20 protein-coding genes and 1 tRNA gene are annotated in these 21,697 nt (G+C 64.6%); 13 read left to right on the top strand and 8 right to left on the bottom strand.

What is annotated here, in order from left to right:
• Nucleotides 1-29: 29 nt before the first annotated feature.
• The 4 genes from fliF to ACM42_RS29515 all read right to left on the bottom strand — a co-directional run bounded on the left by fliF (nt 30) and on the right by ACM42_RS29515 (nt 4,674).
• Nucleotides 30-1,646: a flagellar basal-body MS-ring/collar protein FliF gene (gene fliF / locus ACM42_RS29530; protein WP_271531132.1), complete on the bottom strand. Its 1,617-nt coding sequence runs from the start codon at nt 1,644-1,646 to the stop codon at nt 30-32.
• Between the two features lie 181 nt (nt 1,647-1,827).
• Nucleotides 1,828-2,103: a CtrA inhibitor SciP gene (gene sciP, locus ACM42_RS29525; protein ID WP_002714638.1), complete on the bottom strand. Its 276-nt coding sequence runs from the start codon at nt 2,101-2,103 to the stop codon at nt 1,828-1,830.
• Between the two features lie 263 nt (nt 2,104-2,366).
• A complete protein-coding gene (locus tag ACM42_RS29520) occupies nt 2,367-3,074 on the bottom strand; it encodes a flagellar hook assembly protein FlgD (protein ID WP_271531131.1) in 708 nt (235 codons plus the stop codon).
• Nucleotides 3,075-3,087: 13 nt separating this feature from the next.
• Nucleotides 3,088-4,674 (bottom strand): flagellar hook-length control protein FliK, encoded by a 1,587-nt coding sequence (locus ACM42_RS29515; RefSeq protein ID WP_271531130.1) that lies wholly within the window; start codon nt 4,672-4,674, stop codon nt 3,088-3,090.
• Nucleotides 4,675-5,024: 350 nt separating this feature from the next.
• Between ACM42_RS29515 and mnmA the strand changes: the two genes are divergently transcribed.
• The 5 genes from mnmA (at nt 5,025) to ACM42_RS29490 (ending at nt 8,282) form a co-directional block, all read left to right on the top strand.
• On the top strand, nt 5,025-6,206 hold the full coding sequence (gene mnmA / locus ACM42_RS29510; protein WP_271531129.1) for a tRNA 2-thiouridine(34) synthase MnmA: 1,182 nt from the start codon (nt 5,025-5,027) through the stop codon (nt 6,204-6,206).
• A gap of 247 nt (nt 6,207-6,453) precedes the next feature.
• On the top strand, nt 6,454-7,092 hold the full coding sequence (locus ACM42_RS29505) for a class I SAM-dependent methyltransferase (RefSeq protein ID WP_271531128.1): 639 nt from the start codon (nt 6,454-6,456) through the stop codon (nt 7,090-7,092).
• 46 nt (nt 7,093-7,138) lie between these two features.
• Entirely contained in the window at nt 7,139-7,495 is a 357-nt protein-coding gene (locus ACM42_RS29500; protein ID WP_271531127.1) for a hypothetical protein, read from the top strand.
• Between the two features lie 278 nt (nt 7,496-7,773).
• Nucleotides 7,774-7,850, top strand: a tRNA-Met gene (locus ACM42_RS29495).
• A gap of 75 nt (nt 7,851-7,925) precedes the next feature.
• On the top strand, nt 7,926-8,282 hold the full coding sequence (locus tag ACM42_RS29490; RefSeq protein WP_271531126.1) for a hypothetical protein: 357 nt from the start codon (nt 7,926-7,928) through the stop codon (nt 8,280-8,282).
• Between the two features lie 253 nt (nt 8,283-8,535).
• On the opposite strand, the gene ACM42_RS29485 is transcribed toward ACM42_RS29490, so the two are convergent.
• From ACM42_RS29485 to ACM42_RS29470, 4 genes are all read right to left on the bottom strand, one after another.
• Nucleotides 8,536-9,351, bottom strand: a complete 816-nt coding sequence (locus ACM42_RS29485; RefSeq protein ID WP_271531125.1) for an IclR family transcriptional regulator — start codon at nt 9,349-9,351, stop codon at nt 8,536-8,538.
• A 113-nt stretch (nt 9,352-9,464) separates the two neighbouring features.
• Nucleotides 9,465-10,559: an extracellular solute-binding protein gene (locus ACM42_RS29480; protein ID WP_271531124.1), complete on the bottom strand. Its 1,095-nt coding sequence runs from the start codon at nt 10,557-10,559 to the stop codon at nt 9,465-9,467.
• Nucleotides 10,560-10,591: 32 nt separating this feature from the next.
• Nucleotides 10,592-12,382: an ABC transporter permease subunit gene (locus ACM42_RS29475; protein ID WP_271531123.1), complete on the bottom strand. Its 1,791-nt coding sequence runs from the start codon at nt 12,380-12,382 to the stop codon at nt 10,592-10,594.
• Nucleotides 12,379-13,533 (bottom strand): ABC transporter ATP-binding protein, encoded by a 1,155-nt coding sequence (locus ACM42_RS29470; RefSeq protein ID WP_271531122.1) that lies wholly within the window; start codon nt 13,531-13,533, stop codon nt 12,379-12,381. The genes ACM42_RS29475 and ACM42_RS29470 overlap by 4 nt, the downstream gene beginning before the upstream one ends.
• A 246-nt stretch (nt 13,534-13,779) precedes the next feature.
• Here ACM42_RS29470 and ACM42_RS29465 point away from each other — a divergent pair, with 246 nt between their 5' ends.
• The 8 genes from ACM42_RS29465 (at nt 13,780) to ACM42_RS29430 (ending at nt 21,532) form a co-directional block, all read left to right on the top strand.
• On the top strand, nt 13,780-14,589 hold the full coding sequence (locus ACM42_RS29465) for a CoA transferase subunit A (protein ID WP_271531183.1): 810 nt from the start codon (nt 13,780-13,782) through the stop codon (nt 14,587-14,589).
• Nucleotides 14,589-15,347 (top strand): CoA transferase, encoded by a 759-nt coding sequence (locus ACM42_RS29460; RefSeq protein WP_271531182.1) that lies wholly within the window; start codon nt 14,589-14,591, stop codon nt 15,345-15,347. The genes ACM42_RS29465 and ACM42_RS29460 overlap by 1 nt, the downstream gene beginning before the upstream one ends.
• On the top strand, nt 15,344-17,656 hold the full coding sequence (locus ACM42_RS29455) for a molybdopterin-dependent oxidoreductase (RefSeq protein WP_271531121.1): 2,313 nt from the start codon (nt 15,344-15,346) through the stop codon (nt 17,654-17,656). Before ACM42_RS29460 ends, ACM42_RS29455 begins: the two co-directional genes overlap by 4 nt.
• A 14-nt stretch (nt 17,657-17,670) precedes the next feature.
• The gene (locus ACM42_RS29450) at nt 17,671-18,240 is read left to right on the top strand and encodes a peroxidase-related enzyme (RefSeq protein WP_028177934.1); all 570 of its coding nucleotides are present in this window, start codon (nt 17,671-17,673) and stop codon (nt 18,238-18,240) included.
• Nucleotides 18,241-18,366: 126 nt separating this feature from the next.
• Nucleotides 18,367-19,026, top strand: coding sequence for a hypothetical protein (locus ACM42_RS29445; RefSeq protein ID WP_333922132.1), 660 nt, complete (start codon nt 18,367-18,369; stop codon nt 19,024-19,026).
• Between the two features lie 20 nt (nt 19,027-19,046).
• Nucleotides 19,047-19,739, top strand: coding sequence for an L-fuculose-phosphate aldolase (locus ACM42_RS29440; RefSeq protein ID WP_271531181.1), 693 nt, complete (start codon nt 19,047-19,049; stop codon nt 19,737-19,739).
• Between the two features lie 31 nt (nt 19,740-19,770).
• The gene (locus tag ACM42_RS29435) at nt 19,771-20,733 is read left to right on the top strand and encodes a carbohydrate kinase family protein (protein WP_271531119.1); all 963 of its coding nucleotides are present in this window, start codon (nt 19,771-19,773) and stop codon (nt 20,731-20,733) included.
• Between the two features lie 52 nt (nt 20,734-20,785).
• Nucleotides 20,786-21,532 carry an SDR family NAD(P)-dependent oxidoreductase gene (locus tag ACM42_RS29430; protein ID WP_271531118.1) on the top strand — a complete coding sequence of 249 codons (747 nt, stop codon included), beginning with the start codon at nt 20,786-20,788 and terminating at the stop codon, nt 21,530-21,532.
• The last annotated feature ends 165 nt before the right edge of the window (nt 21,533-21,697 follow it).

The following is a 21,697-nucleotide window of genomic DNA, read 5'->3' as shown; positions in this document are numbered from 1 at the left end:
ATTCACTTGGCAGAGTTACGTGGCTTGGGTTATTTCGCGGGTTCGGTGAGCCATTGGCGGATGATGGCGACGGTTTCGTTGGGGTTGCGCTCGGCGAGCTCGCCGACGCGATGAACGGACTGGGCGTGGACTTGGCCCTGGATGGTGGCGACGTCGATGGCGCTGGCGGCGCCGCTCGGCAGCAGCGGCTGGCCGGAGGCCGGCGCGGCCTCTTCCGACGCGGCGGGACCCGTCAGCACGCCGGAGATGGCGGCGGCGACCTCGTCGGAGGCGAGGATGCGCTTGACCAGCGGGCGGATCACCAGGAACAGCACGACTAGGCCGAGCAGCATCATCACGCCGAGCTCGACGAAGTACATGACGTCGTCCTTGGTGAACTGGAGCATGCCGAGAAAGCCTGAGGACTCGCCGATCGGCGCGGTGGAAGGCGCGTCGGCAAAGCGCAGATTCACGACCTCGACCTGGTCGCCGCGCTTCTGGTCGAAGCCGATCGCCGAGCGCACCAGGGTGGCGATGCTGTCGAGCTGCTCCTTGGTACGGTCCTGGTAGGCCAGCTCGCCCTTGTCGTTCTTGGAGTAGATGCCGTCGACCAGCACCGCGACCGAGATGCGATTGACCCGGCCGGCTTCGGTCACCTCGGTCTTGGTGGTGCGGGAGATCTCGTAATTGTTGGTCTCTTCGGACTTCTTGCTCTGGTCCTTGGCGGCAGCGCCGGCGTTGTTCTGCTGGCTGCCGGGCAGCTCGTTGTTGACGGTGACCTGGCCGTTGTTGTCGGCGGTCATGCTCTGCTCTTCGCGGGTCTGGCTCGAGCGCAGCACGCGGCCTTCGGGGTCGAACTTGTCCGAGGTCTGGGTGATCTTGTTGAAGTCGAAATCAGCGGAGAGCTGCACGCGGGCGCGGCCCGAGCCGACCACGGAGGACACGATGTCCTCGACCTGCTTGCGCATGCGCTTTTCGAAGGCGATGCGGCGCTCGTCTCCGACCGTCTGCTCCGGATCGGTCGCCGCGCCGTCGGCGAGCAGCTGCCCGGCCTCGTCGACGATCGAGACCCGCTGCGGCTTCAGCCCGTTGACGGCGGAGGCGACGAGATGGCGGATGGCGCGGATCTGCTGGGCTTCCAGCGAGCCGCGGACGCGGACCACGATCGAGGCCGACGGCTCCGGCGCCTCGCGCGCAAACAGCGGGCGCTCGGGCAGCACCAGATGGACGCGCGCGGCCTGGATGCGGTCGATGGCGCGGATGGTGCGGGCGAGCTCGCCCTCCAGCGCGCGGAGATGATTGATGTTCTGGACGAAGGAGGTGGTGCCGAGTGCGTCCGACTTGTCGAACACCTCGTAGCCGACGCCGCCGCCCTTGGGCAGGCCGCCCTCGGCGAGCTTCATCCGCAGCCGCGTGACCTTGTCCTTGGGCACCATGATGATGGAGCCCTCATTACGAATCTCGAACTGGATGCCCTGGCGTTCCAGGTCCTTGATGATGCTCGAGGAATCCTCGACGCTGAGGTCCGTGAACAGCGTCGTCATCTGCGGCGTGGTGACGCGCATGATGACGAAGGCGAAGAAGCCGATGAGCGCGGCAGTGACCGCGATCATCGCCCCGAACCGGGCGGCACCGATACTCTTCAGAAAGTCCGCAAGCCCTTGCAAGCAACCGCCCCAACAGATTCGGCCGCTTTCACCGGAAAGGCCGAGTGGGCAATTATTGCCTAGGTGATGGTTTCGATATGGTTAACGAGAGTTAAGAGGTCGGACAAAACTGCATCATGAAAAAAATCGGCCTCGCTGGGCGAGGCCGATTTTCGTCAAAAGCCGCAGATTTCCGGATCGCCTACTGGCGATATTGCTGGATGCGGGTGGTGCGAAGACCCGCCAGACCGTGCTGGTCGATGGAAAACTGCCAGGAGAGGAATTCGTCGACCGTCAGGGTATAACGGCTGCAGGCCTCCTCGAGCGAGAGAAGTCCACCACGGACAGCGGCGACGACTTCGGCCTTGCGGCGGATGACCCAGCGTTTGGTGCCCGGAGCAGGCAGATCCGCGATCGTCAACGGACTGCCGTCCGGCCCGATGACGTATTTTACCCTCGGGCGATGGGGTTCTGTCATGGCGTACTCACAAACTCTCAACCACTGAACTCACGCCCGTAACCCTACGCCCCGCGGCTTAAAAATCCGCTAAGCCTAAGGCTTCAATACAATTCTCGTTGAAACTTGCGGGAACACGGCCGTCTCGGCCGGCGGGAGACGAGATTCCGGCGGGCCAAGCGGGCAGAAGGTAAATACTTTACTAACGCCGAAAGTCATTCGCGGGCTCGGCGAAAGCCCTGACTCTGATCCGCCTCTCCCCGCTGGGGAGAGGTGCTCTGCCCTCAATAGGCGCTCGTCGCGATGATGCTCTTGACCTGGCTCAGCGTGTAGCTCGCACCGTCGATGGTGAGCAGCGGCGGCGACTGCGTCAGGTCGACCGACGACACCACGCCCTGTACCTGCGCGGCGATGCCGACATTGTTGTTCGCAACGTCCTTGCCGGTGGCCGAGATCGTGTACCTGCCGTCGGGCCATTGCGTGCCGTCATTGCCCATGCCGTTCCAGGTGAAGGGAATGTCGGTGCCGGCGGAGGAGCTGTATTTGCCGGTGAACACGGTCTGGCCGCTGGAATTGGCGATGGAGATCTCGACGGTGGAGTCGGTCGGCACGTTGAGATGCCAAATCGCCGCCGAGTTCGTCATGCTCGTGGTCGAGCCGTCGACCAGCGCGGTCTTGCCGACGAAGCCCAGCGCCTGGGTCGCCTGCGTGGTCTGCTGGAGGGTGACGAGCTGGGCCAGCGAATCGTTGGTCTTGAGCTGCTGCTCGACGCCGGCGAACTGAACCAGCTGCTGGGTGAACTGGTTGGTGTCGAGCGGATCGAGCGGGTTCTGGTTCTGGAGCTGCGTCGTCAGCAGCGTGAGGAAGGTCTGGAAATTGCCGGCGAGCGTCGACCCCGTGGTCGAGCTCATCGAGTTCGACGAGGAGGATTTCGGGATGTCGGTCGTCCCGGAGACGACGGAAGGGGCGGTGGCGGCATTCGTGGTGGTCATTTGCGAATACTCCTCACACTCTGATGTCGACGCCGCCGCTCGATCCGAGCATGCGGCCGTAGCCGCGCCCGACGGGCGCGGCAGCAACGGTTTCGTCCTCGCTGATGATCAGCCGGCGAGCGTTGCCGCCATTGTCGTGGTTCTGCCCGGAATTCTGGCCCGATGAATTCTGGTCGCGCAGGCTGAAGGACAGCCCGTTGCTGCCGGTCTTGAAGCCTGCATCGTCGAGCGCGCGCTGCAATTGCGGTGCGTCCTGCTTCAGCATCGACAGCGTCTCCGGCTTCTCCACCGTGAGATGCGAGGTGACCTGGCCGTTGCGGTCGACATTGATGCGGACGTCGATGCGGCCGAGATCGGCTGGGTCGAGGCTGATATCGAACCGGGACTTGCCGGCGCGAATGGCAGCCGCGATCTCGATCGGCACGCCGCTGATCGGCACGGCCGCATGGGTTGCCGCGGTCGCGGTGAGCGTCGCGGTCGATGCTGTCGCGGCCGAGGTCGTATTGGTCAGCGGCGCCTGCACGGCGGAAGCGGCTTGCGCGCCGGCATCCGTCGCGGCCATGGTGGCTTGCGTGCCCGCATGCGCGTGCGTGGCTGGCGCGCCTTGTGCCGGATCGGCGGCGCGGTCGGCGAGGGCTGCCTTGGCGTCGGTCGCTCCGCTATCTGCCTGCGGCTTTGCGGCTTGCGGATGCGCGGCCGTCGCGGTCGCCGGAGCCTGCGCGGCGTTCGTCTTGCCGGTGTCCTGGCCGATATTCGAGACGTCGGTCTGGGCCTGCGCGGTTGCGGCATCCTTGAACGAGGTCTTCGGCGTGCCCTGACTGACGGCGGCGATCACTCCGCCATTGGCCTTTGCATCGGTCGCGGTCGCCTCGCTCGCGCCGGTCGCGGTCTCGCCGAGCGTCGTCGTGGTGTCGGCATCGACCTCGGCGCTTGCGGCCTTGGCGCTCTTGTCGCCGGCGGTATCGGTCTTGTTGCCGGTGATCTGCGCCGCAGTGGAGGCACTGGCGGCAAGACCTGCTGCGGCGATCGTCAGCGGCGAGGCGGCGGCATCGCCGGCCTGGCTCGCAGCCGCATTCGGATCGGCCGGCACGACGGGCCCGGCAACGACAATCGCGTTCGGATCGGGCAAGGTGGGCTGCGTCGCATCGGTCGGCGCGGCGGCAGCCGCATCGACAGCGGCGCTAGGAGCGTCGGTGCCGTCGGTCTTGTCGCCCTTGGTCTCGTCGGATTCGTCCGCCGATTTGGCGTCCGATGTCTCGGACTTGTCCTTGATCTTGCCGGCGTCCTTGGCGGGATCGCTGGCTGCGTCGCTTTTGTCATTCTTTGCCGGCGCAGACGTGTCGGTATCGTCGCTCGCCTTGCTCTGCGAAGGCTGGTCCGTGGAAGAGGTGTCGCGCGGACTCCGGTCGGATGCCGTGGAATCGCTCCGGCGCGGGGCTGTGTCCTGCGCCTTGTTGCTGATTGCCTGGGTATTGCTGTCGACCAGCGAGCCGAAAGCGTCGTTCGCGGGCGTGTCCTTCGAGGCTTGCGACCGGGCAGGCTTTTGCTGCGCGCTCTGGACTTGCACGCTTGCCACGACATCTGACGTACGACCAACCACAGGCGACCCCTTGGAAGCAACTTCGGACAAGGGGTAGCAAGGAGCGGGCCAGCGTCCTTTCATGTAGATTTATGTAGCAAAATCAACGATTTGATTGTTTGGTGTCGCCGCTGGGCAGCGCGCCGCGGCCCCGCCATTTCTGCCGCCCCGGCAAGAATTGCCCTAAGCTGGCTGCCCGCGTGATTGCTTCACCGGAATGCGGCCTATATTAAAGAGGTCACTCTCAGCCGCTTTCGACTTGGGCAGCCGTGCCCTTCGGGAACTAAAGTTCCGGGGGATCGCCGATGCCCCGCGAGAAGGCACAGGAATCGCGGATCGCGCTACGCCGCCGTCACAACGCTTTAAGGCCCATGCTGAACAGTCTGGATCTCGAAGGCCGTCCCGAAGACACCAGGGTCGTCGTCGCCATGTCGGGCGGCGTCGATTCTTCGACGACGGCTGCGCTGCTGAAGGCGGAAGGCTACGACGTCGTCGGCATCACGCTGCAGCTCTACGACCATGGCGCGGCGACCCACCGCAAGGGTGCCTGTTGCGCGGGCCAGGACATCCACGACGCCCGCGATGTCGCCGCCAAGCTCGGCATTCCCCATTACGTGCTCGACTACGAGGACCGCTTTCGCGAGTCCGTCATCGACAACTTTGCCGACTCTTACGCGCTCGGTGAGACGCCGGTGCCGTGCGTCGAGTGCAACCGCTCCGTCAAGTTTCGCGATCTCCTGAAGACCGCGCGTGAGCTCGGCGCGCAGGCGCTCGCGACAGGCCACTATGTTGCCTCCCGCCGCCTGCCCGATGGCTCGCGCGCGCTGGTCTGCGCGGCCGATGCCGACCGCGACCAGAGCTATTTCCTGTTCGCGACCACGCGCGAGCAGCTCGACTTCCTGCGCTTTCCGCTCGGCGACATGACCAAGCCGCAGACACGCGAGCTGGCGCGCCGCTTTGGACTCGCGGTCGCCGACAAGCACGACAGCCAGGACATCTGCTTCGTGCCGACGGGCCGCTACACCGACATCATCACGCGACTGCGTCCGAACGCGATGGACCCCGGCGACATCGTCGATCTCGACGGACGCGTGCTCGGCCGGCACAACGGCATCGCCAATTTCACCGTCGGCCAGCGCCGCGGCCTCGGCATCGCATCCGGTTCGCCGCTGTTCGTGGTGCGGCTGGATGCAGCGCACCGCCGCGTCGTCGTTGGTCCGCGCGATGCGCTGAAGATGCACCGCATCGTGCTGCGCGACGTCAACTGGATCGGCGATGGCGACATCGACAGCGCGATCGGCGGCGGCCTCGAGATGTTCGTGCGCGTGCGCTCGACCCGCAGCCCCCAGCCGGCGTGGCTGCGCGGCGGCAATGGCCAATACGAGGTCGAGCTCGTCGCCGGCGAGGAGGGCGTCTCGCCCGGCCAGGCCTGCGTGTTCTACGACGCAGCCAGCGGCCAGGCCCGCGTGCTGGGCGGCGGCTTCATCCAGAGCGCCGCGGCGAAGGTTGGCGCGGCCACGTTGCGCCCGCTGGCGGAAGCAATCCGCGGCTGATCATCATGAGATCGGACTGCACTCTCGCGACACTGGAAGTGCGCCCCCTCTCCCGCCTGCGGGAGAGGGTTGGGGAGAGGGCTCTCTCCGCTAGCGATATATCGCAAGCGGAAAAAGCCCTCACCCGCCACGCTCTTGCGAGCGTGTCGACCTCTCCCGCAAGCGGGAGAGGCTCAGACCGCGGGCGAGGCTGGATTTGATCTCATCAACGGCTATTACTCTCTAGGTTTTTGTAGGGGCAGGGGGCATGGCAGCAGACATCTCGCGGGCCGGGGTCGAGAAGGCTTATGGCCGCTGGGCGCCGGTCTATGATCTCGTGTTCGGCAAGGTGTTCGACGCCGGAAGGCAGTCGACCATCGCGGAGGCCGACCGCATCGGCGGCCGCATTCTCGACGTCGGCGTCGGCACCGGGCTTTCGCTCTCCGACTACGCGCGCACCACGAAAATCTGCGGCGTCGACATTTCTGAGCCGATGTTGCGCAAGGCGCAGGCGCGCGTGCGCGCGCTTCGCTTGAGCAACGTCGAAGTGCTCTCGGTGATGGACGCGAAGAACCTCGCCTTCCCCGACAAATTCTTCGACGCGGTGGTCGCGCAATATGTCATCACTGCCGTGCCCGACCCCGAAGGCACGCTCGACGAGTTCGTCCGCGTGCTCAAGCCCGGCGGCGAGCTGATCCTCGTCAACCACATCGGCGCCGAGAGTGGCCCCCGAAAGCTGTTCGAGCTTGCCTTCGCCCCCATCGCCCGCCGCCTCGGCTGGCGCCCGGAATTCCCCTGGGCCCGACTCGTCAACTGGGCCGCCAAGCACGGCGGCATCACCCTCACCGAGCGCCGCCCCATGCCGCCGATGGGCCATTTCTCCCTGATCCGCTACCGCAAATCGTGATTGCGTGACATGGGAACAGGGGACGCCGCGCGGGCGTTTCCTTTCCATGCGCACGACATCACACATCATTCTGGCCGGCCTCCTGATCGCCGCTTCAGGCAGCGCGATCGCGCAGGCTCCGCCCGCCCCGGCGACGCCGCCGCAACAGACCGCGCCGCCGTCCCTGCAGCACGCGGCCAATTGCACGCCGCAGGACCGTCCCAATCGTCAGGCCGACGGCACCACCACCGGCCAGTCCCGGGAACCGCTCGGCGACAAGCTGGCCAAATCCGACGGCGTGCTTTGCCCGCCCTCCGGCATCGATCCCGAGATGCACGCGCCGGCCCCGGACACCGGCGCCAACACCCCGGTGATCCCGCCCCCCGGCAGCCCCGGCGGCGATCCGAATGTGAGGCCGAAATAGGCCTTTGCCCCCCCCAAAATCTCGTCGTGCCCGGGGCTTGCCCCGGGCATCCTCGTTCCCGGGCTGCGAATGAAGGCGTTGAAGGCGTGGATGGCCCGGACAAGCCCGGCCATGCCGAACTCATTGAAACAGAGGCCGTATTCACAAGGCGGCTTGTCCCGACCCTGGCCTCGGCGAGGGCGGAAAAAGGCGGCCCACTTTGCTTGACTTCCCGCCGCCCCCTTCTTTATATGCCGCGCGTTCGCGAGATCGGCCTCAGTCGCCGCCGCGATCCCTGTGGCGGGGTAGCTCAGCTGGTTAGAGCACGGGAATCATAATCCTGGGGTCGGGGGTTCGAGTCCCTCCCCCGCTACCAATCGTGCGATTTTGCCCGCTAAGCTTACGATTTCCTGCGATCTCGTCCGCCCACGGTAGGAAGCCGAGCCGCTGCGTGAATTGCGTCGGCTTAAAGGAACTCGCATACGTTCCCGGCACACATGCGCCATCAGCTCCCGACCGGTTCGACTTCGTGGTCGTCAGTCCAGTCGGCTCGCTCGGGCAATCCCTTGAACTGGCGACCCTGCTGCATCACGAGCTTCCGTCCGTTCCGATCGTCCTTGCGACGAGGACGGCATTCGAGATCGGTGCCGATACACTATTAGGGGCCGGCATTTCTGACGTCGAGCGGTGGCCCATTGTTGCCGAGGAGATTGCGATTGTTCTGTCGCAGATCTCCCGCGCCGGCAGGCCCGAGGTCTCGAGGCGCCTGATATCGGAGGCGTCAGTGACACTTCCGGCGCTATCGTGATGCGGGCCGACGCTATCTTTTGGAATTCTGAAACTTGTCTCGCACATCCACTCAATTCCCTTGTCGCTGGCGAAGCGGGAGTGGCTGTGCACCTTCACCTCAATCGGGGCGCGAGGTGAGGGCCAACCGGCTCGAGGACGAAAAGGATGCGCTTGTGCATCTCGATCGGAAGCTTTGAGAATTGCTTCCCATCACCTGACGCTTTTTCAGCGCGCAGGGTGCGAGCTGGGATGCCCTCCAAAAGGAAACAAGATCAACGGGCGCGTCGCAATAGATGTGACGGTGTAGAATCGCCTCTCACGGCAGGGTACGCTGCGGGCCTACTGGAATAGCCGAGGGCGGCGCCGATGGTCCGGGCTGCCTCCATTACGTGAACCGAATACTCCTTGATCTGCTTGCGCTTGATGCGGGTGTCGGGGCCGGACATGCCGATCGCTCCCACCAGTTCGCCGGAGCGGCCGAGGATCGCACAAGCGCAGGCCGCGATGCCCTCGCGCCACTCGCCATGCAGCACGGAGGAGTAACCCTGCGCGCGTGCCAGCTCGATGTCCTCCCGCAGCTCCTCGATCGTCGTTCGCGTCGTTTCCGTGTAGCGCCTCAGATGCGGCCGGAATCGTTCCAGGTAGTCATCAGGCATATGTGCGAGCATCGCCTTCCCCGTCGCCATGGTGAAAGCGGGTGCGCGCATGCCCACGCTCGTATGGGCGCGGATATGGTGAGCGCTTTCGATCTTGTCGACGTAGACGACGTCGGTATCCTCGAGCACGGACAGGTGAATGGTTTCGCCGGTGATCTCGGCAAGCTTGGTCATTGCCGGTCGCGCGACGTTGATGAGATCCATCCGGTGGATGACATGGCTGCCTAGTGCCCAGATCTTGGTCGTGAGCTCGTAGGTGCTGTGCGGGGGGATCTGGCGCACATAGCCTTGGGACTGCAAAGTCATCAGCAGCCGATGCACGTTGCTCTTGGTGAGCTTCAGCTCGCTCGCGAGGTCCGTGACCCCACGGGGCTGCTCGCTCAGAGCAAGCGCTTCCAGGAGACGCAGCCCCTTGGTAAAAGCCTTATCCATCCACCAGCCAAAATAGAATGATCTTTCACTCGATCTAGCATGGCCGCGCGAACGGCAATAGCCCGGGTGTGGAATCAGCCCCGATCCTTTCGGATCGGGGCTGATCAGCCAGCCTACTGGGCCAGCAAGGCGTTGAGCTTCTCCTGCCCGTACTCTTCATTGGTGGAATTTCCGGCCGGCGAAGCCGCGCCCCAATAATCCGGACTCCATTCGATTGCTTTCGAGACGTTGTCCGGGTTGTTGGCCCAGTAGCGGGCGAGCTTCTTGTCGGTCGCGGCCTCGAACACGACCTGGGAGGGAAGGGCGACCGGGAAGGTCGAGGTGAGCTGCGCCGCGCGCTTGGGCTCGAGCCGCCAGGAAAGCAGTTTCAGCGCGTTGTCGTAGTTCGGCGCTCCCTTGGGGATCGAGAAGAAGTCGTAGTAGACGAAGCCCTGATTGAAGGTCAGCTCGATCGGGGCGCCCTCGAGGGCGAGCTTGCTCATCGAACCGGTGTAGGCCATGCACATGTCGGCCTCGCCATCGAGCAGGAGCTGCGGCGGCTGCGCGGCCGTCGTCCACCATTTGGCGATGTGCGGCTTGATCTCCTTGACCTTCTTCAGCGCCCGCTCCATGTCTATCGGATAGAGCTTGCTCTTCTCCACGCCGTCAGCCATCAGCGCCGCTTCGAACACGAAACGCGGCCAGGCCGGCATGCAGCGCCGGCCGGGGAATTTCTTCACGTCCCAGAAGTCGGCCCAGGTGGTCGGTACATTTTCACCCTTGTACTTGTCCTTGTTGTAGACGAGGCCGACGCCGATCACCTGCAATGCCACGCCCTTCTTGCGCTTCAGCTTGTCCGGCATCGCCGCCAGCGTCTGTTTCGCCGCGTCGGACAGCTTGGAATAGTCAAGGTCGGCCAGGCAGCAGTCGCCGAGCAGCTTCGTCTCCTGGTCGAAGATGAACGTCAGGTCCCATTGCGCCTTGCCGGCTTCGGCTTGAGCCTTGATGCGCGGGCCGCTACGGGCCTCCTGGACGGTGACCACCTTGATCCCGGTCTCCTTCTCGAACGGGTCGTACATCACCTTGCGCAATGCATCGCCATATCCGCCGCCCGGATCCTGCATGATCACGACGTTGCTCTGCGCTTGAGCCAGACCCGTCCCCATCGCGACGAACAGGGCCGAGGCCAATACGGAAGCCGATAGTCGCCAGCGTTTCATTCCCAGCATTTTCTCTTTCCTCCAGTTGAAATTGATTTGCGTCACGACGCCTTCCGCGACGTGGCGAGAACGGGTCGCGCAAGGACGAGCCCTGCGACCACCAGAAGCACCTCCAGCGTCGAGACCACGGCCAGCACCGGATTGAGCCGATAATTGATGTCACCCCACAGCATGAGCGGGAGCGTCTTCAACTGCGCGCTCGACAGGAACAGCGTCAGCACCAGCTCGTCGAACGAGTGCAGGAAGGCAAAGAATGTCGCCGCAGCCAGGCCCGGCATGATGGCAGGCAGCGTCACCAGGCGGAACACGGTCAGGGACGATGCGCCATGGACGGCAGCCGCCTGTTCAAGCCTGGTATCGACGCCTTGAAGCGATGCGGACAGGATCACCACGACGATGGGAAGGCCTCCGATCGCATGCGCCGCGGCAAGGCCGAAGACGGAGCCGACCAGATCGAAACGCAGGAACAGGCTGTAGAGCGACAGGCCGAGCACGACCGGAGGGACGATGATCGGACTTACGAGAAGCAGCATGATGGCGGATTTGCCGCGAATGCTGCTCCTGACGATGCCGAGGGCGGCCGACGCGCCCAGCACGATCGCGATTCCGGCGGACATCGCCGCGACGACCAGGGATGTCCAGAACGCCCGCATCCAGTTTGAATCGGAAAAGAACTGCTCATACCAGCGCAGTGAGAAGCCCGGTGGCGGGAAGGTCAGATAGCTTGCGCTGCTGAAGGAAATGATCATCACCACGATGATCGGCAGGATGAGAATGGCAATGACCAGGCCGCCCATGATGCGAACGGTCCAGGTCCCGCAGCTCGCCGGCAGGCGCCCGAACAGCCGCAGCAGCGGCCAGCCGATCAAATCGGCAGCCGAGGCGCCGAAGCTGCGGCGGCCGACATCGCCCGTGTCGCGGTCTGTGGCTCTTGGCGTGGCCTCCGTCAGCTTGCGGCCGCCCCAGATGAACTCGAAGCCGAGGAAGCGTCCGGCCACCGCGACCACCGCCAACGTGATCGTCAGCAGCACCACGCCCAAGGCCTGCAGGAATCCCTCCGACGTGACCGAGTCCGCCTGCTGGGTGATATGCATGGCAAACATCTGGTCGCCGGGGCCCCCGAGCAGGGTCGGCGTAATGAAGAAGCCGATCGCTGCGACGAAGACCAGCAGGAAGCCGGCGCCCATCCCGGGCAGGGTCAGCGGCAGCAACACGCGCCAGAAAGCCGCAATGGGTCCGGCGCCGCTGGCCAGCGCCGCGCGGGTCAGGCTTTGATCGAGGCGCGCCACGCTGGAATAGATCGTCAGCACCATCAGCGGCAGAAGCACCGCGGTCATGCCGAGAAGCACCGTGCCGCGATTGAACAGAAGCTGCACCGGCTCGCTCAATATTCCGACCGAGACCAGTAGCTTGTTGACGGGCCCGTTGCGGCCGAGCAGGACCATCCACGCGTAAGTCCGGATCAGGATGGCGATGAAATAGGGCAACACGATCGCGGTCGCGATCAGGACCTGGGCAATGCCGCGACTGCGATGAATGAGCAGCGCGGTCGGATATCCGAACAGCAGGCACAGGCCCGCGACGGTGACCGAGATCTGCATCGTGCGGACGAGCGAATCCCAATAGAGCGGTATCGCGAATACCCGCTCGAAGTAGGACGTCCATGACGGCCCGCTCAGGCTGATACGGATGAGATCGATCAGCGGCAGCAGATAGATGAAGGCCAGGAAGGCGAGCGCAGGCACGAGCAGCAGCGCGGGATCCCTCAGCCTCCTGACGAGATCAAGATCCGCGGGACGGTCTGCCTGGACGCCGATCGATGCCGAGGTCATGCAAGCACCCAGCAGTCCGCAGCGCCCCAGCTCACGTGCAGGCGATCCCCGACGGAGGGCAGGGGCCGGTCCGCCATGTCGGTACACCTGATCAGGAGCGGCTCTCCGCCCTCCATGTTCGCCTCGATCCGCAGGATCTCGCCGAGGAAGATCGCAGACGTGACGCTGACGGGCGTGGAATTCGCGGTTGGCTCGTTCGACACGGCAATGCGTTCCGGGCGCACCAGCACGGTTGCGCGCCCGACGTCGATCGTGTCCCGGCTTTCGGCGTTGAACACATATCCCGCGCGGTTCTTCATCGTCAGCGTCGATCCGCGCTTCTGCAGAATCTCAGCCTCGATCAGATTGCTCTCGCCGACGAACGAGGCGACGAAGCGATCGATCGGATGCCGATAGATGTCCAGCGGGCGGCCGATCTGAACGATCTTGCCGGCGTTGAGTACCGCGATGCGGTCGCTCATCGTCAGGGCTTCGCCCTGGTCATGGGTGACGAACAGGATTGTGCTGCCGATGGTCCGGTGAAGGTCGCGGATCTCGATCTGGATCGACTCGCGCAACCGCCGGTCCAGGGCGCTGAGGGGTTCGTCCATCAGCACGACCTTGGGCCTCCTGACGATCGCGCGGGCGATCGCGACGCGCTGCTGCTGCCCGCCCGACATTTGCGAAGGAGACTTCGTCGCATGCTCCGTCAGCCGCATGATCTCAAGCGTTTCAGCGACGCGTCGCTCCGCAGTCGCCCGGTCGACACCGGCCATGCGAAGTGGAAACGCGACGTTCTGGCTGACCGTCATGTTCGGAAACAGCGCGTAGCTCTGGAACACCATGCCGAAGCCGCGCTTGTGCGTCGGCACGTTGTGGACGGGCTTGCCGTCGACGAGGATTTCGCCGCTGTCGAGGCTCTGGAATCCGGCCACGAGATTGAGCAGCGTCGTCTTTCCGCTGCCGGAAGGGCCAAGAAGCGTGATGAATTCGCCCGGCTCGATGTCGATGCTGATCCGGTCGACCGCGTGAAAGCTGCCGTATCTTTTCACCGCGTCGCGGACGGCGATGCTCGATCCGATGGCGTCGCGTTCCCGGAGGCGGCCGGTCGGCGACGTCCGAGCGTTCGCATCGCCGGAGCGCATTGCGCGCAGAGCCGCGGGCTCACCCATTCTCTCCTCCCAAATCGTTCTATATTGTAGAACACTATTCCAATTATTGTTGGCGCAGCGCGCCGTCTTGTCAAGTCGAGACACCCGATCGCAGCGCAATGGCGCGCCGCTGCGATCCATGCGGAGGCGGGATCCCCTGCAAACAAAGGCTCCATTGGTGAAGCCAGATTGACAGGGTCGTCCCGATCCGCCTAACATAAATTTGGAATATCGTTCTACAATATAGAACATATCGCAGGGAGGATGATGGTGTTGAGCGAGCCTCGCGCAATGGCGAAGCACATCGAGCCGGGCATGCGCGTGGCGCTGCCGGTCGACTACGCCGGCGTCTCCATGGCCATGACGCGGCCCATCATCGAGCATGGTGCGGGCAATCTCGATCTCGTCTGCGTGCCAACCGGCGGATTGCAGGTCGACCAGCTTGTCGGCGCGGGTCTCGTCCGGACCGTGGAGACCAGCGCCGTCTCGCTGGGTGAAGCCGGTGCAGCGCCCCGATTCAACGCTGCGGTCAAGGAGGGCGCCGTTCGATTGAAGGACGCAACGTGTCCTGCCATTCATGCCGGCCTGATGGCGGCGCAGAAGGGCAGTCCCTTCATGCCGCTCCGGGGGCTGATCGGAACGGATCTGCTCCGTTATCGCGACGATTGGCGCGTCGTCGACAATCCGCTGGCGGATGGAGGCGATCCGATCGTGCTGATTCCCGCCATCAAGCCCGACGTCACGATCTTCCACGTGCCGATGGCTGATCGTTTCGGCAATGTCTGGATCGGACGGCGGCGCGAACTTGCCGCCATGGCTTACGCTTCGCGCACCGTTCTGGTCACGGTGGAGCGAATCGTCGAGGAAAATCTGCTCGCCGACGAGATGAGCGCTGCCGGCGTGCTGCCCGCGCTCTACGTCACGGCAGTCGCGCGCGCTCCGAAGGGGGCGTGGCCCTACGGACTGTGGGGTGAATATCCGGCCGATAGCGCAGAGATCGCACGCTATGCGAAGGCCGCGCGAACGGCCGACGGCTTCTCTGCCTATATGGCGCAGGCGCAGATGGAGCCCGCGTGATGGCCGAAGTTCTCCCTCGCGAAGTGCTTATTTGCACGATCGCGCGGCTGCTCGACGGGGTCAGGCATGTCGCCGTAGGCGCCTCCTCTCCAATTCCCGCCGCCGGCGCGATGCTGCTGCGTGCAATGAAGGAAGCGGGCGGCGCCGTCGGTCCACGCATCTCCATTCTTGGTTCTGTCGAGCATAATTTCTTCACCAACGGTTCGGCCGAGCTGTTCGATTGTGCTGGTCAGGGCCGGATAGATGCGTTCTTCCTCGGTGGTGGCCAGATCGACGGCTTCGGCAACGTGAACCTTGTCGGGACCGGTGACTATCCGCGCTCCAGCGTGCGCTGGCCTGGCTCGTTCGGGTCGGCCTATCTCTACTTTGTCGTGCCGCGGGTCATCCTGTTCCGCGAGGAGCATACGCCGCGCGTCTTCGTCGAGAAGGTGGACTTCATCAGTGCCCCCGGCGTCAGTCCCGAGGGGGTGTTTCGGAGCGGCGGCCCCGTTGCTCTCTTGACCGGCAAGGGTCTGTTTCGGTTCGACAAGACGCGGCCGGGATTCGAACTCGAGAGCGTTCATCCCGGGCACGATCTTGCAGAGATCAAGCTGGCGACCGGTTTTCAGTTTACGCACGACGCCGAGCCGCGGGAGACGCCGCTGCCAGACCGATCGACGCTGCAGCTGCTCCGCGGCCGCGTGTTCGACGAACTCGCCGAGACCTATCCCGAATTCGCCGCACAAATGCGGCGCGATCTTGGAGCGGTCGACGCATGAGCAGGATCAAGCGGGTCCCGCATTGCAGCCATTGGGGTGCTTACACGATCCTCGTCGAGGACGATCGCATCGTGGGCGTCGAGCCGTTCGAGCACGATCCGGCGCCTTCTCCGATCATCCATTCCATTGCCGAATGGGCCAATCCCGAGCGGCGCGTGCTGCGGCCGATGGTTCGTTCCGGCTGGCTGGACAAGCGCGAAAGGAGTGATCGCCGCGGGCGCGGCCGAGAGAAGTTCGTCGCGGTCAGCTGGGACGAGGCGACGACGCTGGTTGCCGACGAAGTACGCCGCGTGGCCGGCGCGTTCGGCAATGCGTCGATCTTCGCAGGCTCCTATGGTTGGACCAACTCCGGTCGCCTGCATCATGCCTCTTCGCTCCTAAAGCGCATGCTCAATCTGGTTGGCGGCTTCACCAGGCACGTCGATACCTATTCCATCGCGGCAGGTCCGGTCATCCTGCGCCACACGCTGGGCAGCGACGACGCATGCGGTGGCCGCGCCAATACGCTCGACACGATCGCGCAGCACACCGAGACGCTGGTGGTGTTCGGCGCTCTGTCGCCGCGAACCGCGCAGAACGAGGCCGGAGGAATTGGCAGCCACCGCCTTGAGACTTATCTCAGGAAGATTGTCGAACGCGGTGTCAAGGTCGTCCACGTCTCGCCGCTGAAGGACGATTTACCGGACTGGGTCGATGCCGAATGGTGGCCGATCCGGCCGAACACGGACGCTGCGCTGATGCTCGGCCTCGCCGGCGAGATCGTGAAGGCGGGCCGGCACGACACGGATTTCCTCGCGCGCTGCACCAGCGGTGCGGATCGCCTGCTCGGCTATCTCGAAGGCAGAACGGATGGCGTGCGCAAGGACGCCGTGTGGGCCGCCGGCATCTGCGGGCTCGATGCCGGCCAGATTGCTGAGCTCGCAAGGCGCCTGGTCGACACGCGGAGCATGTTGACGGTGAGCTGGAGCCTGCAGCGTGCCCATCACGGCGAACAGCCGTTCTGGGCGGCGCTCGGACTTGCATCGGTTGTCGGCCAGATCGGGTTGCCGGGCGGCGGCGTCGGCTACGGCTACGCCTCGCTGGGGGGCGTGGGGGCACCGCTCAATCTGGGCCGCTCTCCTGCCATTTCGCAGCTGACCAGGCCGATCGACAGCTTCATTCCGGTGGCGCGGATCAGCGACATGCTGCTCAATCCCGGCAGGCCCTTCAGCTACGAAGGCGAGATCCGCACCTATCCGGATACGAGGCTGGTCTATTGGGCGGGCGGCAATCCCTACCACCATCATCAAGATCTCAATCGCCTGTCGGAAGCCTGGACGAGGCCCGAGACGATCATCGTGCAGGACCCGATGTTCACGGCGACAGCCCAGCGGGCCGACATCGTGCTGCCGGCAACCACGTCGATCGAGCGCAATGATCTTGCCGGCAACAGGCGCTCCGACTTCATCCTGGCGATGAAGAAGGCCATCGAGCCGCTGGGCGAATCCCGCCCCGACTTCGAGATCTTCAACGCGATCGCAGGCAGGCTCGGGGTGGCCGATCGGTTCAACGAGGGCCGGGACGAAATGGGCTGGGTCCGCCATCTCTACGAAGCCTGCCGCAGCGATGCCTCGCAGCGCTTCGGCTTCGCGATGCCGGATTTCGATGCGTTCTGGGAAGCCGGCTATGCTCGCTGCCCGGTCAAGACAGAACATACTTTCCTGGCCGACTTCCGCAACGAGCCGGAGGCGCATGCGCTCAGGACCGAAAGCGGAAAGATCGTGCTCGGCAGCGAGACTCTGGCCAGGCTGGACTATGCCGACTGCCGCCCGCATCCCGCGTGGATCGAGCCGGCTGAATGGCTCGGCAATGCCGCCGACGCCGGCCAAATGCACCTCATCTCGCACCAGCCGGCCGGCCGTCTTCACAGTCAGCTCGAAACTGGCGCATCGAGCCGGAGCATGAAACGCAATGGCCGTGAACAGGCTCGCCTTCATCCTGGCGACGCGGCTGCTCTCGGCATCGCTGACGGTCAGACGATCCGCATCTGGAACGATCGCGGGGAGTGCCTTGCGACGGCAGAGGTCACCGACAAGGTCCGTCAGGGCGTACTGGTGCTTCCGACCGGTGCCTGGTTCACGCCGACCGGCAATAGCGGCCTGGAAATCGCCGGCAATCCGAACGTGCTCACGCTCGATATCGGCACGTCCCAATTCGGCCAGGGCTGCTCGGCCCATACCAGCCTCGTGCGAGTCGAGCCGTACGCCGCCGATCGGCGCGATGCGTTCGAGGCCTATCAGGAAACGCTCGTCGCGCTCGCGGCAGTCTAACAGGAGCTTGGAACATGTCTGCGCCCGCCATCAGCCGCTTTCCCGTCCCCGACATCGCAACGCTCCCCGAGGATATCCGCTCGCGGATCGAGGCGGTTCAGGAGAAGTCCGGCTTCGTCCCCAACGTCTTCCTGACACTCGCGCATCGTCCTGACGAGTTCCGGGCGTTCTTCGCCTATCACGACGCTCTGATGGACAAGCCCGGGCCGATCACCAAGGCCGAGCGCGAAATGATCGTTGTCGCGACCAGCAGCGCCAATCAATGCCAGTATTGCGTCGTCGCACACGGCGCCATCCTGCGCGTGCGCGCGAAGAATCCGCTGATCGCGGACCAGGTCGCCGTCAACTACCGCAAGGCCGATATCACCGCCCGGCAGAGGGCGATGCTCGATTTCGCGATGAAGGTCTCGGCGCGGGCCTATGAGGTGGACGACTCCGACATCGTCGATCTCAAGGGACACGGATTCACCGAGGAGGACGCCTGGGACATTGCGGCTATCGCTGCATTCTTCGGCATGTCGAACCGCCTCGCCAACGTCACCAGCATGCGTCCGAACGACGAGTTCTTCGCGATGGGACGCTGAACGCCGCGGACGAAAACTGCAATGGTATCGTTGGTCATCGACAGGCGCTTCCGGGGTCCGCCCAATTCCGGCAACGGAGGCTACGTTTGCGGATGTCTCGCAAGGCACGTCGCCGGAGACGCCGAAGTGACGTTGCGCGCCCCGCCGCCGCTGGAGCGGCCGCTCGACGTGCTGACCAAGGCCGACGGCGGGATCGAGTTGCGCGAAAGCGACAGGCTGCTCGCGACGGCGCGTGCAGCAGGCATCGATGTGTCGGACGTTCCCAGGGTGAGCTACGAAGCGGCCGAAGAGGCGGTCGGCAGAACACCCTACGACGAGCAGACCCACAACCTTCCGGGATGCTTCGTCTGCGGCCCCGCACGTGGCTATGGCGACGGTCTCCGGATCTTCGCAGGCCCGCTGCAGGCGGGATCAGTCCCGGGCAAGCCCGTCGTGTTCGCGGCCTCCTGGGTGCCTCATGGCAGTCTGTCCGGCGACGACGGTTATGTCGCGCCCGAATTCGTCTGGGCCGCTCTCGATTGCCCGACCGGCTATTGCAGCGTGGGCGCCCGACACCTGGGATTGAACGGTGACGAGACGGCCCTGCTCGGACGCATGGCCGCTCGGATCGATCGCCGGCCGCGTCCCGGGGATCGATGCGTGGTGGTGGCGTGGCCGACCGGGCGGGAAGGCCGCAAGCTCTTTGCCGAAAGCGCCCTGCTTGATGCGAAGCAGGAGGTGCTGGCGACCGCGCGAGCCACCTGGCTGTTGGTCGACCGGCAGGTCCAGCTCGGAGCAAGTGCATGAACGCGAATTGGAAGCAGGGCATGAGCGGCTGCGATACAGAGCTCGAACTTCGTCAATCCATCATCGATGCGTGCCGCGAGATGGCGGCGCAAGGCATCAACCAGGGAACGTCCGGAAACATCAGCGTCCGAACCGACGACGGCATCCTGCTCACGCCGTCCGGTCTTCCATACGACCGGATGAAGCCCGAAGACATCGTAGCCATGAAGTGGGACGGCTCGTGGACCGCGTCGGCCGGCAACGTTCCGTCGACGGAATGGCGTTTTCACCTCGACATCCTGAGATCGAAGCAGGAGGTTGGCGCCGTGGTTCACGCCCATCCGATCTTCTGCACGATCATCGCGATCATGAATCGCTCGATCCCCGCGATTCACTACATGATCGCCGCTGCCGGCGGAAACGACATTCCCTGCGCGCCCTATGCCCAATACGGCACGGCGGAGCTGTCGCAGGCCGCCCTGAACGCGCTTCGCTATCGCCGCGCCTGCCTGCTCGCGCATCACGGGCTGATCGCCGTCGGTCCCAACCTGCGCAAGGCCATGTGGCTCGCGGTGGAGGTCGAGGTGCTCGCCAAGCAGTATCACGGCTGCCTTCAACTTGGCTCTCCTCCGCTGCTGCCGGACGAGGAAATCGACAGCATCCTGAAGCGATGGGGGCAGTACGGCCTGCGCGACAGCGACGGAACGCCCAGGATTCCCCAGCGTTCGAGCTAGATCACGATCAAACCACTGTCTGCGAGAAATCATGGCTCACTCTCACGACGTCAGCGTCTGCGGTACTTATATTCTGGATATTCTGGGGGTCCCGGTGACCGAGATTCCGCCCGGTGGCGGCCGCTTGCTGATCGAAGAAATTCGGCTCGCGGTCGCAGGCACCGCCGGCGGAACGGTGGTCCCTTGCGCGCGTCTCGGTCTGAAGGCGCTCGCGGTTGGCGCCGTCGGCTCCGACGAGAAGGCCGACTGGATGCTGAACGCGCTGGAGCGTGAAGGCATCGACATCTCTCTCATGGAGCGAATGGCCGGCAGTCCGACCTCGGCCACGATCCTGCCGATCCGGCCCGACGGCTCGCGTCCGGTCATGCACGCAAGGGGCGCCTCCGCCCGCTGGCGTATCGCACCCGAAGTGCAAGCGGCCGCCTGCCGGAGCAAGATTCTGCATCTCGGCGGGGTTGGCTCCCTGCTCGCGATGGATGGAGCGCCTTCCGTCGCATTGCTGCGTGACGCGAAGGCGGCCGGTTGTACGACGACGCTCGATCTCATCCAGGCACGGCGTGAAACGCTGGCGCTGGTCGAGCCGCTGCTGCCCTATGTCGACTTCTTCATGCCGAGCATCGATGAGACCAATGCCATGGTCGGAACCGACGATCCGGCCGCGTGTGCGCGGTTCTTCATCGACAAGGGCGCGGGGGGCTGCGCCATTTCTCTCGGTGCCGATGGTTCGTTCGTGATGACACGCGACGGACGCCAGTTCACGGTGCCGGCGTTCGAGGTCGCGGTCCGCGATACCTCGGGATGCGGCGATTCCTACACGGGAGGCTTCATCGCGGGTCTGGTTCGCGACTGGGACCTGCTCGACTGCGCCAAGCTCGCGACCGCGACGGCCGCGATCGTCGCGACGGGGCTGGGTTCGGGCGCCAATCTCGTATCGTTCGAGGAGACGGTGAAGGCCATGAACACCCTCCCGGTCCGCAAGCCTGCTCGCGCCTGATCCATTCACACCAGCAAAAACCATTCATCCGAACAACAGGGGAGAACGCAACATGGCCCGACATGCGATCGTGACGGGAGCAAGCCGCGGCATTGGCCGCGCGATAGCCATCGGCCTTGCAAGGCGCGGCTACGATCTCGCGCTGACCGACATCGCAGCCCAGGAGAAGGTCCTTCTCGAGACCGTTGCAGAGGTCAGGGAGCTTGGCGGCCGATGCATCCCGGTGCTGGGCGATGTGAGCGATGTCGGCGATTGCAGGCGGACCGTGGCTGAAGCCGTCCAGGGACTTGGGCACATCGATGCCCTCGTCAACAATGCGGGGATTCTCAGGCTGGCGACCATCGACGAGCTGACGACCGACACGTGGGACCAGACGTTCGCCGTCAACACGCGCGGCGTCTTCCAGATGACCCAGGCCGTGGTGGCCCATATGAAGGAGCGCAAATACGGACGGATCGTCAATATCGCCTCGCTCGCCGCCCGAACGGGCGGTCCGGGACAATCCCACTACGCTGCATCGAAGTCCGCCGTGGTCGGCTTCACGCGCGTCTCGTCCATGGAGTTCGGAGGCCACGGCATCACCGTCAATGCCGTGTGTCCAGGCATCATCGTGACTGAGATGGGGATGAACAATCTCCGCGATCCCGAGCGGGTCGCCTATTTCGAGAAGGTCACCGACCTGCACCGGCTCGGGCAGCCGGAGGATGTCGTCGGTCCCGTGGCGTTCTTTGCGTCAGATGATTCCGCGTTCGTGACCGGCCAGGCCCTCAACGTGGACGGAGGCATCTTCTACAGCTAGCAGCCGGATCGTGCGCCGAAAGAACTCGCTACTGGGCTGGTTCCAGCGTGTCGGTTCGGATCCGAAGCTCCTCGTAAGCCCCAAGGCTTCGTGCGGAAGAACGGCCCTGACGGGTTCGTCTCGCCAGCGAGTTTCTGGCTCCCTCGACCGGGCCGGTGTGGTGCC

This window comes from Bradyrhizobium sp. CCBAU 25338 (assembly GCF_028128965.1).
Lineage (GTDB): Bacteria > Pseudomonadota > Alphaproteobacteria > Rhizobiales > Xanthobacteraceae > Bradyrhizobium > Bradyrhizobium liaoningense.
This window is presented reverse-complemented; position numbering and strand designations above follow the sequence as displayed.

Excerpts from the sequence above, each read along its gene's own strand:
- sciP (WP_002714638.1), bottom strand. The coding sequence starts at position 2,103 with ATGACAGAACCCCATCGCCCGAGGGTAAAATACGTCATCGGGCCGGAC.
- ACM42_RS29520 (WP_271531131.1), bottom strand. The coding sequence starts at position 3,074 with ATGACCACCACGAATGCCGCCACCGCCCCTTCCGTCGTCTCCGGGACG.
- mnmA (WP_271531129.1), top strand. The coding sequence starts at position 5,025 with ATGCTGAACAGTCTGGATCTCGAAGGCCGTCCCGAAGACACCAGGGTC.
- ACM42_RS29505 (WP_271531128.1), top strand. The coding sequence starts at position 6,454 with ATGGCAGCAGACATCTCGCGGGCCGGGGTCGAGAAGGCTTATGGCCGC.
- ACM42_RS29500 (WP_271531127.1), top strand. The coding sequence starts at position 7,139 with ATGCGCACGACATCACACATCATTCTGGCCGGCCTCCTGATCGCCGCT.
- ACM42_RS29485 (WP_271531125.1), bottom strand. The coding sequence starts at position 9,351 with ATGGATAAGGCTTTTACCAAGGGGCTGCGTCTCCTGGAAGCGCTTGCT.
- ACM42_RS29480 (WP_271531124.1), bottom strand. The coding sequence starts at position 10,559 with ATGCTGGGAATGAAACGCTGGCGACTATCGGCTTCCGTATTGGCCTCG.
- ACM42_RS29475 (WP_271531123.1), bottom strand. The coding sequence starts at position 12,382 with ATGACCTCGGCATCGATCGGCGTCCAGGCAGACCGTCCCGCGGATCTT.
- ACM42_RS29470 (WP_271531122.1), bottom strand. The coding sequence starts at position 13,533 with ATGGGTGAGCCCGCGGCTCTGCGCGCAATGCGCTCCGGCGATGCGAAC.
- ACM42_RS29465 (WP_271531183.1), top strand. The coding sequence starts at position 13,780 with ATGGTGTTGAGCGAGCCTCGCGCAATGGCGAAGCACATCGAGCCGGGC.
- ACM42_RS29460 (WP_271531182.1), top strand. The coding sequence starts at position 14,589 with ATGGCCGAAGTTCTCCCTCGCGAAGTGCTTATTTGCACGATCGCGCGG.
- ACM42_RS29455 (WP_271531121.1), top strand. The coding sequence starts at position 15,344 with ATGAGCAGGATCAAGCGGGTCCCGCATTGCAGCCATTGGGGTGCTTAC.
- ACM42_RS29450 (WP_028177934.1), top strand. The coding sequence starts at position 17,671 with ATGTCTGCGCCCGCCATCAGCCGCTTTCCCGTCCCCGACATCGCAACG.
- ACM42_RS29440 (WP_271531181.1), top strand. The coding sequence starts at position 19,047 with ATGAGCGGCTGCGATACAGAGCTCGAACTTCGTCAATCCATCATCGAT.
- ACM42_RS29435 (WP_271531119.1), top strand. The coding sequence starts at position 19,771 with ATGGCTCACTCTCACGACGTCAGCGTCTGCGGTACTTATATTCTGGAT.
- ACM42_RS29430 (WP_271531118.1), top strand. The coding sequence starts at position 20,786 with ATGGCCCGACATGCGATCGTGACGGGAGCAAGCCGCGGCATTGGCCGC.